This is a genomic window from Dermacoccus barathri, from assembly GCF_015070805.1.
Classification (GTDB): Bacteria; Actinomycetota; Actinomycetes; order Actinomycetales; family Dermatophilaceae; genus Dermacoccus; species Dermacoccus abyssi.
The window spans coordinates 25003-39042 of record NZ_JADCTK010000007.1 but is presented as its reverse complement, the minus strand read 5'-3'; the positions used below and the strand labels follow the sequence as shown (position 1 = coordinate 39042).

The 14040-nt window shown below is 68.8% G+C and carries 10 protein-coding genes and 1 tRNA gene; 8 read left to right on the top strand and 3 right to left on the bottom strand.

Annotated features, from left to right (window positions below):
* Positions 1-313: 313 nt before the first annotated feature.
* From IM689_RS12790 to IM689_RS12780, 3 genes are all read right to left on the bottom strand, one after another.
* Positions 314-970 carry a GDSL-type esterase/lipase family protein gene (locus tag IM689_RS12790; protein ID WP_187038073.1) on the bottom strand — a complete coding sequence of 219 codons (657 nt, stop codon included), beginning with the start codon at positions 968-970 and terminating at the stop codon, positions 314-316.
* Positions 971-987: 17 nt separating this feature from the next.
* Positions 988-1167 (bottom strand): DUF6104 family protein, encoded by a 180-nt coding sequence (locus IM689_RS12785; RefSeq protein ID WP_047310269.1) that lies wholly within the window; start codon positions 1165-1167, stop codon positions 988-990.
* Positions 1168-1285: 118 nt separating this feature from the next.
* Positions 1286-5173 (bottom strand): multifunctional oxoglutarate decarboxylase/oxoglutarate dehydrogenase thiamine pyrophosphate-binding subunit/dihydrolipoyllysine-residue succinyltransferase subunit, encoded by a 3888-nt coding sequence (locus IM689_RS12780; protein WP_193644293.1) that lies wholly within the window; start codon positions 5171-5173, stop codon positions 1286-1288.
* A 178-nt stretch (positions 5174-5351) separates the two neighbouring features.
* Here IM689_RS12780 and IM689_RS12775 point away from each other — a divergent pair, with 178 nt between their 5' ends.
* The 8 genes from IM689_RS12775 to thrB all read left to right on the top strand — a co-directional run bounded on the left by IM689_RS12775 (position 5352) and on the right by thrB (position 13796).
* A complete protein-coding gene (locus IM689_RS12775; protein WP_118912124.1) occupies positions 5352-6716 on the top strand; it encodes a hemolysin family protein in 1365 nt (454 codons plus the stop codon).
* Positions 6713-7822 carry a hemolysin family protein gene (locus tag IM689_RS12770; protein ID WP_187035708.1) on the top strand — a complete coding sequence of 370 codons (1110 nt, stop codon included), beginning with the start codon at positions 6713-6715 and terminating at the stop codon, positions 7820-7822. The genes IM689_RS12775 and IM689_RS12770 overlap by 4 nt, the downstream gene beginning before the upstream one ends.
* 50 nt (positions 7823-7872) lie before the next feature.
* Positions 7873-7944: transfer RNA gene (locus IM689_RS12765), tRNA-Arg, on the top strand.
* A 214-nt stretch (positions 7945-8158) separates the two neighbouring features.
* Positions 8159-8977: a hypothetical protein gene (locus IM689_RS12760; RefSeq protein ID WP_193644292.1), complete on the top strand. Its 819-nt coding sequence runs from the start codon at positions 8159-8161 to the stop codon at positions 8975-8977.
* A gap of 65 nt (positions 8978-9042) precedes the next feature.
* Complete coding sequence (lysA, locus tag IM689_RS12755; RefSeq protein ID WP_193644291.1) at positions 9043-10410, top strand: diaminopimelate decarboxylase; 1368 nt, start codon at positions 9043-9045, stop codon at positions 10408-10410.
* 2 nt (positions 10411-10412) lie between these two features.
* On the top strand, positions 10413-11726 hold the full coding sequence (locus tag IM689_RS12750) for a homoserine dehydrogenase (protein ID WP_047310263.1): 1314 nt from the start codon (positions 10413-10415) through the stop codon (positions 11724-11726).
* Between the two features lies 1 nt (position 11727).
* Positions 11728-12831 (top strand): threonine synthase, encoded by a 1104-nt coding sequence (thrC, locus tag IM689_RS12745; RefSeq protein ID WP_193644289.1) that lies wholly within the window; start codon positions 11728-11730, stop codon positions 12829-12831.
* A 2-nt stretch (positions 12832-12833) separates the two neighbouring features.
* Positions 12834-13796 carry a homoserine kinase gene (gene thrB, locus IM689_RS12740; protein WP_193644288.1) on the top strand — a complete coding sequence of 321 codons (963 nt, stop codon included), beginning with the start codon at positions 12834-12836 and terminating at the stop codon, positions 13794-13796.
* Positions 13797-14040: the final 244 nt, after the last annotated feature.

Here is a 14040-nt window from a genome sequence, read left to right as displayed (position 1 = left end):
CCCCTGGAGTTCGCCGGGCCCATTCCGATGTTGAGCGGGCATGTGGGCACAGGTGCCTCGTTTTGAAGGCAACATCGGATGGTCATGCGGATTCCGTGTCCCATGCGGGTTCGTGAGGGCACCACGGACCCGGTGCCCTGCGCACGGCCGACGCGACCACGCTGGGAGGGGACGCGCCCGAACGCGAACGCGCCCCATGCGACGACCGAGCTTGCGAGGTCGTCACGCAGAGCGCGTGAAGCGTGAGGCCCGAAGGCCTGTCGCACCGAGCGAGGCTACCGAGCTTGCGAGGTAGGCGCGCCGGAAGACAGGACTAGGGAAGGCTCAGCCAGTCCTGCCACCCCGCGTGGAGGACGAGCCAAGCCATGAGGCCGTAGCCCGCCTGGCCGGGGTGGTATCCGTCGCTCGCGGCGAGGTCGGACTGCCACTGGTCGTGCCCCAGCAGTGGGCGGAAGCAGTCGACGTAGGTGACGCCGCGGCGCGCGCAGACGTCGGCGTGGGCGTCGACGAGCAGTTCGAGCTTCGCGTTGAGCTCGGGGTCGCTCGTGGGCGGCGGGCCGACGACGAACGTCGCGATGCCGTTCGTCGACGCGTCGTCGAGGATGTTGGCGAGGTTGAGGCGCGAGCGGGCCGTCGTCATGCCCTGCGCGACGTCGTTCGTGCCGAAGCCGATGACGAGGCGTCGCTCGTTGCAGTTCTTCCACCGCAGGGCCGTTTCGCTGCGCCAGCGGGCGAGGACGTCGGAGGAGCTCTCGCCGCGCACACCGAGGTTGTACGTCGTCAGCGCCGAGCCGTCGTGCGGGGTGCGCGCCACGACGCGCGAGACCCACCCGAGGGCCTTGGGGTCGCCGTAGCCGTTGACGTAGCTGTCCCCGACGAAGCACAGGCCGATCCGCCGATCGCCCTCGGTGACCTGGAAGTCGGCGCTCGGCCGGAACTGCGGTTCGCTGCCTTCGTGTGGGTATGCCACGGTGTCTTCGCCTTCACTCATTCGTCGTCGTCATCGTCGAGGCGCGCCAGCCACGTGGCCAGGCGCTCGACCGGGATCTCGAACTCGGGGTTGAGGTCGACGAACGTTCGCAGCTGGTCGGCCAGCCACTCGAACGTCACCTCTTCTTCGCCGCGCCGATGGGCGAGTTCCTCGATGCCTCGATCCGTGAAATACACGTGGGCAGCTTATCGTCACGCCCTTCCCGCTGTCGCCCGGCGCGCTGGCTGCACGTCCGCGGACGACGAGAGCGGCGTCGCCCCGAAGGGCGACGCCGCTCTCGTCAGTGCTGAGCGATCAGCGGGTGAAGGCCTGCTCGACGAGCTCGGCCTGCTGCGCCGCGTGACGCTTGCTGTTACCCGTGGCGGGCGACGCGGACGCCGGACGCGACACGACGCGCAGACGACGAGTCTCGCCCTGCTCCTCGAGCATGTCGGGCAGGTTGAAGAACATGAACGGCCAGGCGCCCTGGTTCTTCGGCTCGTCCTGCACCCACACGATCTCGGCGTTCGGGTACTCCTTGATCGCCTCCGCGATCTCCTTGGCCGGGATCGGTGCGAGCTGCTCGACGCGCACGATGGCGGTCGTCTCGTCGCCGCGCTTCTCGCGCTCCGCCTCGAGGTCGTAGACCACGCGGCTCGAGGCGAGCAGCACGCGCTCGACCTTGGACGGGTCGAGCTGCTTTGCGTCCTTCAGCACCGGCTCGAACTGGCCGGTCGTGAAGTCCTCCGGCGAGCTCGTGGCGGCCTTGACGCGCAGCAGCTGCTTCGGCGTGAAGACGATGAGCGGCTTGCGCGGACGGGCGTACGCCTGACGACGCAGGAGGTGGAAGTACGACGCCGGCGTCGAGGGGTAGGCGATCGTCATGTTGTCCTCGGCGAACAGCTGCAGGAAGCGCTCGATGCGCGCCGAGCTGTGGTCGGGACCCTGACCCTCGTAGCCGTGCGGCAGGAGCAGGACGACGGAGCTGCGCTGCGCCCACTTCTGCTCCGAGCTCGAGATGAACTCGTCGATGATCGTCTGCGCGCCGTCGACGAAGTCGCCGAACTGCGCTTCCCAGAGCACGAGCGCGTCGGGACGCTCGACCGAGTAGCCGTACTCGAAGCCCATCGCCGCGTACTCCGACAGGAGCGAGTCGTAGATCCACAGCCACGCCTGCTCGTCGGTGAGGTAGCGAAGCGGCGTCCACTCGTTGCCGTTCTGCTTGTCGATGAGGACGGCGTGGCGCTGCACGAACGTGCCGCGACGGCTGTCCTGACCCGACAGACGCACCGGGGTGCCGTCCATGAGGAGCGAACCGAAGGCGATGAGCTCGCCCATGGCCCAGTCGATGCCGCCGTCGGCGACCATCTTGGTGCGGCGCTCGAGCAGCTGCTTGAGCTTGGGGTGCAGGGTAAAGCCCTCGGGAGGGTTAGTCCACACGTCACCGATCCGCTGGAGGGCGGCCTCGGTGATGGCCGACGAACGACCGGAGGAGTAGGCGCTCTTCGCGTCGTCCTCGATCTGGGCGGACGGGCGCTCGAGACCACCATGGCCCTCGGCGTCGGTGCCCTGACTCGAGTCGGCCGCCGGGGCGTCCTGGCTCGACTGCTTCGTGGCTTCCTTCGTTTCGACGAAGACTCGCTCCAACTGCTGCTGGTAGTCCTTGAGCAGCAGCTCTGCGCGCTCGTCGTCCATGTCGCCACGCCCGACGAGAGCCTGGGCGTACAGACGACGCACGCTCTTCTTGGCCTCGATGAGCTTGTACATGAGCGGCTGCGTCATCGAGGGGTCGTCGCCCTCGTTGTGACCGCGACGGCGGTAGCAGACCATGTCGATGACGACGTCCTTGTTGAACGTCTGGCGGTACTCGAACGCCAACTCGGCCACGCGGACGCAGGCCTCGGGGTCGTCACCGTTGACGTGGAAGATCGGCGCCTGAACCATGCGCGCGACGTCCGTGGAGTAGGTCGAGCTGCGCGACGCGCTGGGCGCCGTGGTGAAGCCGACCTGGTTGTTGATGACGACGTGGATCGTGCCGCCTGTGCGGTAGCCGCGAAGCTGCGACAGGTTGAGCGTCTCCGCGACAACACCCTGGCCGGCGAACGCCGCGTCACCGTGCAGCAGGACCGGCAGCACCGTGAACGCCGTGCCGGCGAGGTTGATGCGGTCCTGCTTGGCGCGGGCGATGCCTTCGAGGACAGGGTTGACGGCCTCGAGGTGGCTCGGGTTGGCGGCGAGGTAGACCTTCGTCTTGGCGCCGCTGTCGGCGACGAACTCGCCCTCGGTGCCGAGGTGGTACTTGACGTCACCGGAGCCCTGGACCGAGTTGGGGGCCTGCGTGCCCTCGAACTCGCGGAAGATCTGGCCATAGGACTTGCCGGCGATGTTCGCGAGCACGTTGAGGCGGCCGCGGTGCGGCATACCGATCGCGACCTCGTCCAGCTCGTTTTCGGCCGCTTCGCTCAGGATGCGGTCGAGGATGGCGATGACGGACTCGCCGCCTTCGAGGCTGAAGCGCTTCTGGCCGACGAACTTCGTCTGCAGGAACGTCTCGAAGGCCTCGGCCTGGTTGAGCTTCTTGAGGATGCGCTCCTGCTCGTCCTGTGTCGGCTTCGCGTAGGCGAGCTCGACCTTGGACTGCATCCAGGCCCGCTCCTCGGGGTTCTGGATGTGCATGTACTCGATGCCGACGGTGCGGCAGTACGAGTCACGCAGGATGCCGAGGATCTTGCGCAGCTTGAGGAAGTTCTGACCGCCGAAACCGCCCGTGGGGAAGGTGCGGTCGAGATCCCACAGCGTCAGGCCGTGGCTCGTGATGTCGAGGTCCGGGTGACGACGCTGCTTGTACTCCAGCGGGTCGGTGTCGGCCATGAGGTGGCCGCGCACGCGGTAGGCGTGGATGAGCTCCTGGACGCGGGCGACCTTGTTGATGTCGTCGTCGTGGTTAGCCGAGATGTCCTGAACCCAACGCACCGGCTCGTAGGGGATGCGCAGCGACTCGAAGATCTCGTCGTAGAAGCCCTGCTCGCCGAGCAGCAGCTGGTGGATCTGACGAAGGAACTCACCCGACGTCGCACCCTGGATGATGCGGTGGTCGTAGGTCGAGGTGAGCGTCAGGATCTTGCTGACGGCGTTGCGGTTGAGCGTGTCGTTGCTCGCGCCCTGCCACTCGGCCGGGTAATCGAGCGCGCCGACACCGATGATCGTGCCCGCACCCTTCATGAGGCGCGGCACCGAGTGCACGGTGCCGATGCCGCCCGGGTTGGTCAGCGAGATCGTCGTGCCGGCGTAGTCGTCGAGCGTCAGCTTGTTGTTGCGGGCCTTCTTGACCATGTCCTCGTAGGCGGCCATGAACTGAGCGAAGTTCATGCGCTCGGCGCCCTTGATCGAGGGCACGACGAGGGTGCGCGAGCCGTCCGGCTTCTGCAGGTCGATGGCGAGGCCGAAGTTGACGTGGCCCGGCTGGTGAAGCTGCGGCTTGCCCTTCTCGTCGACCGAGAGGGAGGCGTTCATCTCCGGCATGACGCGCAGCGCCTTGACGATGGCGTAGCCGATGATGTGGGTGAAGCTCACCTTGCCGCCGCGGCCGCGGGCGAGGTTCGAGTTGATGACAATGCGGTTGTCGATGAGGGCCTTGGCCGGCACCGCGCGCACGGACGTTGCCGTCGGGACCTCGATCGACGCCTCCATGTTCTGCACGATCTTGGCCGCGACACCGCGCAGCGGGGTGTCGACGTCCTCAGCCTCCGGCAGGTCGCCCACCGAGGCGTCGCCGTGGTCACGCGGCGTCGGCTGGGGCGTGAAGCCCTCCGCCTGCTTGGGGTCGAGCTTCTGCTGGGAACCCTGGTTGTCGTCCGCGCCCTGGTCGGAGGTGTCCTTCGTGGGCTCGGCCGCCTGCTGCGACTCGGCGCGCTGCTGGTCGCGCGGCGCCTCGGCTGCTGCGGGCTTCTCCGTCTTCTCCTTGACGGAGTCGGACTTCGTGGACGTCGAGGACTTCGCATCGGTGGAGCCCGCGTCGGAAGCCGCTGACTTGGAGGTGCCGGCACCCGAGCCGCCCTGGCCGGGGCGGTAGTTCGCGAAGAACTCCTGCCACGCGGCGTCCACTGAGTTCTTGTCCTGGCGGTACTGCTCGTAAAGCTCTTCGACGAGCCACTCGTTCGGTCCGAAGGCCTCGAGGTCAGAGCTCTGGGACTGGGATGACACGCAGATGCGCCTCTTTCATGTGCGTCGTTCGGTTGGGCCTGATGGCCGCTGCCGCAGGTGGATGCACGGCATACGACGGCCAGCCTATCCCGCAGCGCCACTTCGGGCGAGAGGGCGCTACGAGGTTCGGGTCAGGAAGACGAGAACACGATGAGCCCCGTGATAATTTCAAGCCCTGATGACGCAGTGGATATTGATTCTCCTCGGAGTCTTGCTCACCCTCGGAACGGCACTGTTCGTCGCCACCGAGTTCTCGCTCGTCGCTCTCGACCGTCACGCCGTCCAGCGCGCCATCGACGAAGGTGACGAAGGCGCTCGCCCCGTTCTCGCCGCGTTGCGCAAGCTCTCCACTCAGCTGTCCGCCGCTCAGGTCGGTATCACCCTCACGACGCTGTTGCTCGGTTACCTCGTGGAGCCGTCGCTGGGTCACCTGTTGGAGACGCCCCTCGAGGCGCTCGGGGTGAGTGGGGGAGCGGCCGTCGCGTTGTCGACCGCGCTGGCCATGATTCTGGCCGCTCTGTTCTCGATGATCTTCGGCGAGCTCGTGCCGCAGTTCCTCGGTATCTCGGCGCCGCTTCGGGTGGCCAAGGTCGTCGCCAGACCCGTGCAGATCTTCGCCGTCGTCTTCAAACCGCTCATCGCGCTGCTCAACGGCTCGGCCAATCTCCTGCTGCGCAAGATGGGCATCGAACCGCAGGAGGAACTCTCCGCGGCACGTACCCCGCAGGAGCTGTCGTCGATGGTTCGTCGCTCCGCCGAGGCGGGAACGATCGAGGAGGGCACGGCCGATTTGCTCACGCGTTCGCTCAACTTCGGGGAGCGTACGGCGTCGGACATCATGAGCCCGCGGGTGCGTTGCGAGTCCGTCGATCGCTCGGCTACCGCTGAGGACGTCGTGAATCTCGCGCGCTCCACGGGGCACTCCCGCTTCCCGGTGCTCGGCGACGGGTGGGACGACGTCGACGGCGTCGTCCACGTGAAGAAGGCCATCGCCGTTCCGGTCGAGCGCCGCGGTGACGTGCCCGTCACCGCCCTCATGGTCAAGGCGACGTTCGTGCCCGAGACGGTGACGCTCGAGCCGCTCCTCGTGCTGCTGCGCGGGGCCGGCCTGCAACTCGCCGTCGTCGTCGACGAGTACTCGGGCACCTCGGGTGTCGTGACGCTCGAGGACGTCATCGAGGAGATCGTCGGCGAGGTGAGTGACGAGCACGACAAGCTGCAGGACGCGAGCCGTCACCTGCCCGACGGATCGTGGACCGTGCCAGGGCTGTGGCGTCCGGACGAGGTCGCCGACCGCATCGGTGCGCCCGTTCCCGACGATCGTGCCTACGAGACGCTGGGCGGCTACGTCATGCAGCAGGTCGGACGGATTCCGCGCGCCGGGGACGAGCTGTCGATGCCCGGCTGGCGTCTGCGCGTCATGTCGATGGACGGTCGCCGCGTCAACCGGGTGCGCTTCACGCCGATGTCGGACGCGACCACCGACGCTGGTGTCGGTGATGTCGTCGGCGGTTCGACGCGCGTGGACGGAGACGCCCGATGATGCTCTGGATCTCGCTGTTGCTGCTCGCCGGCAACGCCTATTTCGTGGGGGCCGAGTTCGCCGTCATGGCGGCGCGGCGCTCGCAGCTCGAACCGCTCGCGGAGCAGGGCTCGAAACGGGCCGCTCGCTCACTCGAGGCGCTGGAGAACGTCGCGTCCCTGCTCGCGTGCTCGCAGTTGGGCATCACGGTGTGCTCGGTGCTCCTGGGTGCGGTGGCCGAGGACGCCATTCACCATCTCATCGCGGGACCGCTCGAGGCGACCGGGCTGCCGTCCGGGCTGACGCACGTCGTCAGCCTGCTGCTCGCGCTGTTCGTCGTCGTGTACTTCCACGTCGTGCTCGGCGAGATGGTGCCGAAGAACCTCGCCATCGCCGGCCCGGACCGCGCGGCTCTGTTGCTCGCGCCGTCGCTGCTGCGCATCACGAAGGCGCTGCGTCCGCTCATTCGCGTACTCGAGTCGGTTTCGAAGGGCATCGTGCGCAAGATGGGCATCGAGCCGCAGGACGAGGTCGCCTCGACGTTCTCGACCGAGGAGGTCGAGATGATCGTCGAGGAGTCACACCGTGAGGGCCTGCTCGAAACGGAGCAGGAGCGACGCGTTCGCGATGCGCTCGAGTTCACGGACAAGCTGGCCCAGGACGTGGCCGTTCCTCTCGGCGACCTCGTGACGTTGCGTCTCGGCTCGACGCCTGCGGACGTCGACGCCCTCGTCGCCAAGCACGGTTTCTCGCGATTCCCGGTGACGAGCGTGCGCGGTGACCTCGGCGGCTACATCCACCTCAAGGACGTGCTGTACGCGCAGGACGAGGCGTACACCGAGCCGATCCCGCCGCGGCGGGTGCGACCGCTCGCGACGGTGCGGCCCAAGGACGAGGTGGAGGACGTCCTCGTCACGATGCAGCACTCCGGTGCCCACCTCGCGCGGGTCGTCGGTGACGACGGCGAGACGAGCGGCGTCGTCTTCCTCGAGGACGTGCTCGAGGAGCTCGTCGGCGAGGTGGCTGATGCGACCCAGCGTCCGGCCGTGCGCGCGGGACTGCGTGGGGCGACGCGCGAGGATGCTGCTCGCTCGGTCGCGGGGTCACTCGGGAACGACCGTTCGTGAGGCTCCCTGCACGCTGCTAAAGTGTGCAGTCGCGCCTCAGGGCGCACGCCGCCCCCTTAGCTCAGGGGATAGAGCACCGCCCTCCGGAGGCGGGAGCGCAGGTTCGAATCCTGCAGGGGGCACTTGTTGAGGAAGGCCGTCACGCCGAAGCGCTAGCGCAGGTGTGGCGGCCTTCCTGAATACCTGAATAACGCGAGGATTCGGGAGGAGCCCCGAGCTTGCGAGGGGCGACGGTTCCTGCAGGGGGCACGTGTTCCCTGATTCTCTACGCGGGAACGATCAAGCTGCGGCGCACCAGCGGTAAGCGACTTTGTCTCACTCGCTACGCTCATGCCCATGTTCGACGCGGTCACGACCTCGGCGCTGGGGGAGCGCCTCGGCGTGGCCTGGCGGTGGGCTCCGTCGAAGGAACCCGGCGTCGTCACGAACAACGCGGCGCACGTCATGGTCGAACGGGGACGCGCCAGTTCCGTCGAGGCGGCGCACGCGGCGATTCGGCAGGCGTTGGGCGAGACGACCCCCGGAGCGCTTGAGCTTGCGGCCTTCGACGAGGGGCTACTGAGCGTCGACGTGGCTGTGCGTCCTGAGTGGTGCACGCACCTGCGGGCTGACTTCGCCCCTCTCAACGCGGCGACGACGAGGTGGCAATCAGTGCAGCCTGACGTTCACATCGACGGGGCAGCCATGACGTTCGCGGCGGCCGCGGAACGCATCGGCCTCGATGCCTTGACCTGGGCGCTTCTCGACGCCGCCCATCCGAAACGGATTCCGGTACCTCTCGCAGCACCTGAATCCGTCCTCGCCTCGCGCCGTGACGCGAACACTCTGGCTCTGGTGCGACGCGCACACTCGGTCGCGTCCCTCGCCGTCGGGGCCGGCGAGGAGGCGGGAACCGCCGCGGGCACGAGTGCGGATGGCGCCGGGCGGCGACTCCTCGCGGCGCTCGCCCTCGTCCCGCAAGCGGCAGAGGACGCCGTACGCACCGGCCGCACCCGTCCGTTGCTCACCCAGATCGTCATCCTCGCGGAGCGCACCACGCAGTTCGCCGAACACTCGCCCGCCACGCGGACGGATCTGCCGGTGTTCGACGCCGCCCGTAGAGTCCTCGAAGGGGCGCTGACGGAGGCCCGCCTGGCCGCCCCCGTACCCTATTGATCGGCTCATCGGCTTGCCCGACGAGCACGACCGGCAGCGATTTCGACACCGCAGGAGACAGCGACGTGAGTTCCGTACCGAACGCGCCGACCGGCCCCCTCGAGGAGATCGTCTGGCCACGCACGGCCCGCCGCGGGGATGACGGCGTCATCAGCATCGCCGGTATTGCCGCCACCGAACTGGCCGACCGCTTCGGCACCCCCGCCTACGTCATCGACGAGGACGACGTGCGCCGGCGCGCCCGCGCCTACCGCGAGGCGTTCTCGCAGGCGTTCGGCGACATCGGCACGGTGGCCGACGTCTACTACGCGGGCAAGGCGTTCCTCACGTCGCACATCGCGCGCTGGGTCGTCGAGGAGGGCCTGCGTCTCGACGTCTGCTCCGGCGGCGAACTCGCCATCGCCCGTAAGGCCGAGGTGCCCGGTGAGGCCATCGGCATGCACGGCAACAACAAGAGCGTCGAGGAGATCGACGCGGCGCTCGCGTACGGCGTGGGGCGCATCGTCGTCGACTCGTTCGAGGAGATCGAACGCGTCGCCGCGGCAGCCGCCAAGCACGACCTGCGCGCGCCCGTCATGCTGCGCGTCAAGCTCGGCGTCGAGGCCCACACCCACGAGTTCATCGCGACGGCCCACGAGGACCAGAAGTTCGGTTTCTCCCTCGCGGACGGTCAGGTCGCCGACGCCGTGGGCCGGGTGCTCGCCCACCCCGAGCTCGAACTGCTCGGCTTCCACAGCCACATCGGCTCGCAGATCTTCGAATCGGACGGGTTCGAGGAGGCCGCGACGCGCCTCGTCGCCCTCCAGCTCGACGTCGCGCGAACGCACGGCGTCGAGTTGCCCGAACTCGACCTCGGCGGAGGGTTCGGCATCGCCTACCTGCCCAGCGACACCCCGCTCGAGCCGGCGGATATGGCGCAGCAGCTCGCGCGCATCGTCAAGACGGCCTGCGACGACGCCGGTGTCGCCGTTCCGCGCGTCTCGATCGAGCCGGGCCGCAGCATCATCGGCCCCGGCGGCGTGACGCTCTACCGGGTCGGCACGGTCAAGCCCGTGCAGGCCACGGACGACCTCGTGCGTTCCTACGTCAGCGTCGACGGCGGCATGAGCGACAACGCCCGCCCCGCTCTCTACGCCGCTGACTACCACGCGGCGCTCGCGAACCGCGGTGGCGCGGACGACCTCGTGCCCACCCGCATCGTCGGCAAGCACTGCGAGAGCGGCGACATCGTCGTGCGCGACATCAACTTCCCCGCCGACGTCGCGGACGGTGACCTCGTCGCCGTCGCCGCGACCGGCGCCTACTGCCGCGCGCTCGCGTCGCAGTACAACCACGTCCCGCGCCCGCCCGTCGTCGCCGTCAAAGACGGCGACGCGCGCGTCCTGCTGCGCCGGGAGACCATCGACGACCTGTTCGCCCTGGAAGAGGAATGACCATGACGACCAAGCCCATCACGGTGGCGCTGCTCGGCAGCGGCGTCGTCGGCACCGCCGTCGCGCGTGAACTCACCCGCAACGCAGCCGATTTCGAAGCCCGGGTCGGGGCCCCGGTCCAGATCGTCGGCGCGCTCGTTCGGGATGCGTCGAAGGACCGTTCCGAGACGGGCCTGCCCGCCGACGTGTTCACTACCGACGCCGAAGGCCTCGTCGAGCGCGCCGACATCGTCGTCGAGCTCATGGGCGGCACGGAGCCTGCGAAGTCGCTCATCACGAAGGCCCTCGAGAACGGCGCGAGCGTCGTCACGGCCAACAAGGCCCTGCTCGGCGAAGCCGGCCCCGAGCTCTACCAGCTCGCGATGGAGCACGGCGTCGACCTGTCCTACGAGGCAGCCGTCGCGGGCGCCATTCCGCTCATCCGTCCGCTGCGCGAGTCGCTCGCCGGCGACGAGGTGACGAAGGTGCTCGGCATCGTCAACGGCACGACGAACTTCATCCTCGACAAGATGGACCGCACCGGCGCAAACCTCGAGGACGTGCTCGCCGAGGCGCAGAGCCTCGGGTACGCAGAGGCCGACCCGACCGCCGACGTCGAGGGCCACGACGCCCAGGCCAAGGCTGCGATCCTCGCCTCCTTGGCGTTCCACACCCGGGTGCGCACGAGTGACGTGCACTGCGAGGGCATCATGGGCCTGACGGCGGAGGACATCAAGGCCGCTCGCCGCGCCGGTTGCGTCATCAAGTTGCTCGCCATCGCCGAGAAGGTCGAGCGCGACGGGGCCGACGGTGGCCCTGGCGTCAACGTCCGGGTGCACCCTGTGCTTCTGGCCCGCTCGCACCCGCTCGCCACGGTGCGCGAGGCGTTCAACGCCGTCTTCGTCGAGACGAAGCTCGCCGGCGAGCTCATGTTCTACGGGCGTGGCGCCGGCGGCGACCCCACGGCATCTGCCGTGCTGGGCGACATCGTCCACGCCGCCCGGCACCGCGTCAGCGGCTCGCACGGCGCGGGGGAGTCGGCGTACGCCAACCTGCCGATCCTGCCGATCGGTGAATCGCTCACCCGCTACGTCGTGCGCGTCGAGGTGGCCGACGAGCCCGGCGTGCTCGGTCGCGTGACGAGCGCCTTCGGCGATCAGGGCGTCTCGATCGAGAGCATGCGCCAAGGCGTGCGCCGCTCCGAGGACGGGCTCGCCTCGCTTACGTTCATGACCCACGAGGCCCCCGAATCGGCCCTCGCGACCACGGTCGACACCATTAAGAAGCTGCCCGACGTCACGAGCGTGACGTCGGTGCTGCGCGCGGAAGGAATCTGACATGGCCCACCTGTGGCGCGGCGTCATCACCGAGTACGCCGAGCGTCTGCCGATGCTCGACGGAGCCCCCGTCGTCACCCTCGGCGAGGGCGGCACGCCCCTCATCGAGGCCGAGAAGCTGAGCAAGCGCGTCGGTGCACGCGTCTTCGTCAAGTACGAGGGCCTCAACCCCACGGGCTCGTTCAAGGACCGCGGCATGACGACGGCGATGTCGATGGCCGCGAAGAACGGCGCCAAGGCCGTCATCTGTGCGTCGACGGGCAACACGTCCGCCTCTGCGGCCGCCTACGCGACGAAGGCCGGCATGACGTGTGCGGTGCTCGTGCCGGACGGCAAGATCGCCATGGGCAAGTTGAGTCAGGCCATCGCGCACGGCGCGCAGCTGCTCCAGGTCGACGGCAACTTCGACGACTGCCTCACGGTGGCGCGCAAGCTCGCCGAGAACTACCCGGTCGAGCTCGTCAACTCCGTCAACCCGGCCCGCATCGAGGGGCAGAAGACGGCAAGCTTCGAGATCGTCGACGCCCTCGGTGACGCCCCGGACATCCACGTGCTGCCGGTCGGCAACGCGGGCAACATCACCGGCTACTGGCGCGGCTACCGCGAGTACGCGGCGCCGTTCACCACCGCCGACGGGCGCGAACTGGCGGCCGTCTCCACGAAGACGCCGAAGATGTGGGGCTTCCAGGCCGAGGGTGCCTCGCCCATCGTCGCCGGGCACCCGTTCGACGAGCCCGAGACCATCGCCACCGCAATCCGTATCGGCAACCCGGCGTCGTGGAAGCAGGCCGAGGAGGCCCGCGACGACTCCGGCGGCCTCATCGACTCGGTGAGCGACGACGAGATCCTCGACGCCCACCGCTACCTCTCGAGCGAGGAGGGCATCTTCGTCGAGCCCGCCTCGGCCGCGTCGATCGCCGGCCTGCTCAAAAAGCACGCCGCCGGTCAGGTGCCTGCGGGCGCCACAATCGTCTGCACGGTCACGGGCCACGGCCTCAAGGACCCGCAGTGGGCGCTGCGCAACGCGGACGGTGACGACATCCAGCCCGAGCGCGTCGACGTCGACGCGTACTCGGTGGCGCGGGCGCTCGGCCTCGACTCCTGACGATGGCGCACCGTGTGAAGAGCGCCGAACCGCTGCGTGACGGGGCCGCCGTCGCCGCCGGTGCCCGCGCTCGAGTGCGCGTGCCTGCGAGCACGGCCAACCTCGGGCCGGGCTTCGACTCCATCGGCATGGCGCTCGGCGTCTGGGACGAGGCCGAGGCGATCGTCGAGGGCGACTCGCTCGTCGTCGAGGCCACCGGTTTCGGTGAGGGGGAGGTGCCGCTGGACGAGTCGCACCTGGCCTACCGGGCCATGGTGGCCGCCTGGCAGGCGCTCGGTCTGGACGCTCCGCAGGGCCTGAGGCTGAGCTACCGGGGTGCCGTTCCGCACTCGCGCGGGATGGGCTCTTCGGCCAGTGCCGCGGTCACCGGTGTTGCGCTCGGGACGGCCCTGGCGGGCCTCGACCTCGCGGACGACGCCGTCCTGCGCTTCGTCAGCGACATCGCCTCGAGCATCGAGGGCCACCCGGACAACGCATCCGCGTCCGTGTACGGCAACGTCACGGTGAGCTGGGCCGACGGTGGTGACGCAGGCGACTGGCGAAGCGCTGTCCTCGCGCCGCACCCCGACCTCGTGCCGGTACTCGTCGTGCCGCAGCGACGTCTGTCGACGGCCACCGCGCGTGCCGCGCTGCCCACCGCCATTGCGCTCGCCGTCGCCGCTCGCAACTCGGGGCGCACGGCGCTGCTTGCGCACGCCCTCACCGCCGACCCGACCCTCCTCATGCCGGCCACCCAGGACTACCTTCACCAGGAAGCCCGTCGTCCCGCCTACCCCGAGTCGATGGCCCTCGTCGACGCCCTGCGCGACGCCGGCATCCCTGCCGTCATCTCGGGCGCCGGGCCCACCGTGCTCGCCCTGACGAGCGGGCAGGGAGAGGAAGCCGTGCGTGCGGTGGCCGGCGACGTGGAGATCATTTCGCCCGGCACGACAAGCCGTGGGGTGCACGCGGTTTCGTCCTCGTGAGGTCGGGGGTGTACCGTCAAGGTGCACCCGGGTGAAATTCCCAGGGCGCTCGAGCCGTCACCGTTTCACGGTCGCGGCAGCGGAGGCCTCGATTTTCTTTCGACGTCCCAAGAACGCCTACCTGCCTCGCAGGTGATCCACCCGCGCTTTCGTGCATCGCCGAATCCACCGTCCGTCCCCGGACGAGGTCGGCACGGGTTCGTTTCTGTTCGAACCCGGCTCCACTCACATCCCGTCCGCGTAT

Excerpts from the sequence above, each read along its gene's own strand:
- IM689_RS12775 (WP_118912124.1), top strand. The coding sequence starts at position 5,352 with ATGACGCAGTGGATATTGATTCTCCTCGGAGTCTTGCTCACCCTCGGA.
- IM689_RS12770 (WP_187035708.1), top strand. The coding sequence starts at position 6,713 with ATGATGCTCTGGATCTCGCTGTTGCTGCTCGCCGGCAACGCCTATTTC.
- IM689_RS12760 (WP_193644292.1), top strand. The coding sequence starts at position 8,159 with ATGTTCGACGCGGTCACGACCTCGGCGCTGGGGGAGCGCCTCGGCGTG.
- IM689_RS12750 (WP_047310263.1), top strand. The coding sequence starts at position 10,413 with ATGACGACCAAGCCCATCACGGTGGCGCTGCTCGGCAGCGGCGTCGTC.
- thrC (WP_193644289.1), top strand. The coding sequence starts at position 11,728 with ATGGCCCACCTGTGGCGCGGCGTCATCACCGAGTACGCCGAGCGTCTG.
- thrB (WP_193644288.1), top strand. The coding sequence starts at position 12,834 with ATGGCGCACCGTGTGAAGAGCGCCGAACCGCTGCGTGACGGGGCCGCC.